This is a genomic window from Mesorhizobium sp. M7A.F.Ca.AU.002.02.1.1 (assembly GCF_003998535.1).
Taxonomy (GTDB): Bacteria; Pseudomonadota; Alphaproteobacteria; order Rhizobiales; family Rhizobiaceae; genus Mesorhizobium; species Mesorhizobium ciceri.
On the sequence record NZ_RZPB01001120.1, the window covers coordinates 1 to 1467 of the forward strand.

Below are 1467 nucleotides of genomic sequence, written 5' to 3' on the forward strand. Positions count from 1 at the left end.
CATCGATCTTGGCAGCGACGGCCAAATCGGAAGAGCGTTCGTGGAGCATGGTTCCCCCTAGCCTCATAAGGCTGGCAGTCTCCATTCCATGTCGTTGCTCCGGCAAGCTGTCCGATCGGCTACACACCGCTACGGGCGCATGGCCATCTAATACTTGCGGATGTGGTCCGTCACCGGGATACTCCGAAAGCCTGTGTCCGGCGGTAGGCCAGGCTCCTCCCGTCTCCTTTTATGCAGGCTGTGTCGGTCCACTCGTCGGTCTAGGTTTCGGCGGAACCGAAGCTGGATCGAGCATGAGACTCATAGTGATCATCCCGACGCTTGGCCGCAGCGGACAGGTCGGGCGTTTGCTTGGATATTTGGGCGGCCAGACGAGGCTTCCTGATGAGGTCATAGTGTCGGCGCCCGACGCCTCGCATGTCGACCTGCCGGAAAGCTGTCCTTTCCAGGTGTCACTCGTTTTCGGACCGAAAGGACTGGCTGCCCAGCGGAACAGGGCTCTCGTACCTTCCCTGGGGCGCTTCGACATCATCACATTCTTCGACGATGATTTCGTTCCGTCCGCCGAATATCTGCAGCAGGTCGAGAAAGCTTTCGTGGAAAATGACGGATGGGCGGTGGTGATGGGCACGGTCGTCAGGGACGGTGCCACGAATGCTGGCCTCACCTGGGAAAATGCCGAAGCCGCCTTGCGGGAAAACGAGGGCAAAAAACATGATGGACCGCCGGTGGTCGACCATGTCGGAGCATACGGATGCAACATGTCCTTGCGTTCCTCGCTTGTGGGCGACTTGCGCTTCGACGAGCGCCTCGTCTTGTACGGCTGGCAGGAAGACATCGACTTCACCAGCCAAATGAGATCCAAAGGCCGCGTGGTCTGCGTGACCGCGATCACGGGCGTCCATCTCGGTATCAAGACAGGGCGGGTCAGCGGCGAGCGGTTCGGCTACTCCCAGGTTGCGAATGCGATCTATCTGATCAGGAAGGGCTCCGTTCCGGCCTCTTTCGCTCTTCCGCTGATGTTCAGGAATATCGCCGCGAATCTCGCAAAGAGCCTGCGGCCTGAGCCGTATATCGATCGCAGGGGCAGGCTCAGGGGTAACATGCTGGCGATCCGGCACATCGCCATGGGACGAATCGAACCCGAATACATCCTGAAAATCTGAAGGTGGGAAGACAATGCGGAAATGGCTTGTGACAGTGGCGGCGGCTTCATTGGCGGCGGCTGCCTGCCCCTTGCCGACGGTGGCTGCCGAGTACCTCCTCGGACCTCAGGACAAGGTCAGGCTCAAGGTCTACGAATGGCGCGCATCACGCGACGTGATCTTCGAATGGACGGCTCTCAACGACAGTTTCGTCGTCGGTGCCGACGGCACGCTCTTCCTTCCATTTGTCGGCCAGATACGCGCGCAGGGCACCGCCCCCGGCGACCTCGCCCGCGCGATCGGCGACCGCCTGATGCAGCAC

At 60.4% G+C, this 1467-nt stretch carries 2 protein-coding genes; both read left to right on the top strand.

Annotated features, from left to right (window positions below; all coding sequences use genetic code 11):
• Positions 1–293 precede the first annotated feature (293 nt).
• Positions 294–1166, top strand: a complete 873-nt coding sequence (locus EN879_RS35650; protein WP_063170851.1) for a glycosyltransferase family A protein — start codon at positions 294–296, stop codon at positions 1164–1166.
• Positions 1167–1179: 13 nt separating this feature from the next.
• Positions 1180–1467 (top strand): polysaccharide biosynthesis/export family protein (locus EN879_RS35655; RefSeq protein WP_206521077.1); only part of this gene is annotated, 288 nt, incomplete at its 3' end.

What these genes read in the sequence shown, in the direction of transcription:
- EN879_RS35650 (WP_063170851.1), top strand. Translation starts at nt 294, where the DNA reads ATGAGACTCATAGTGATCATCCCGACGCTTGGCCGCAGCGGACAGGTC.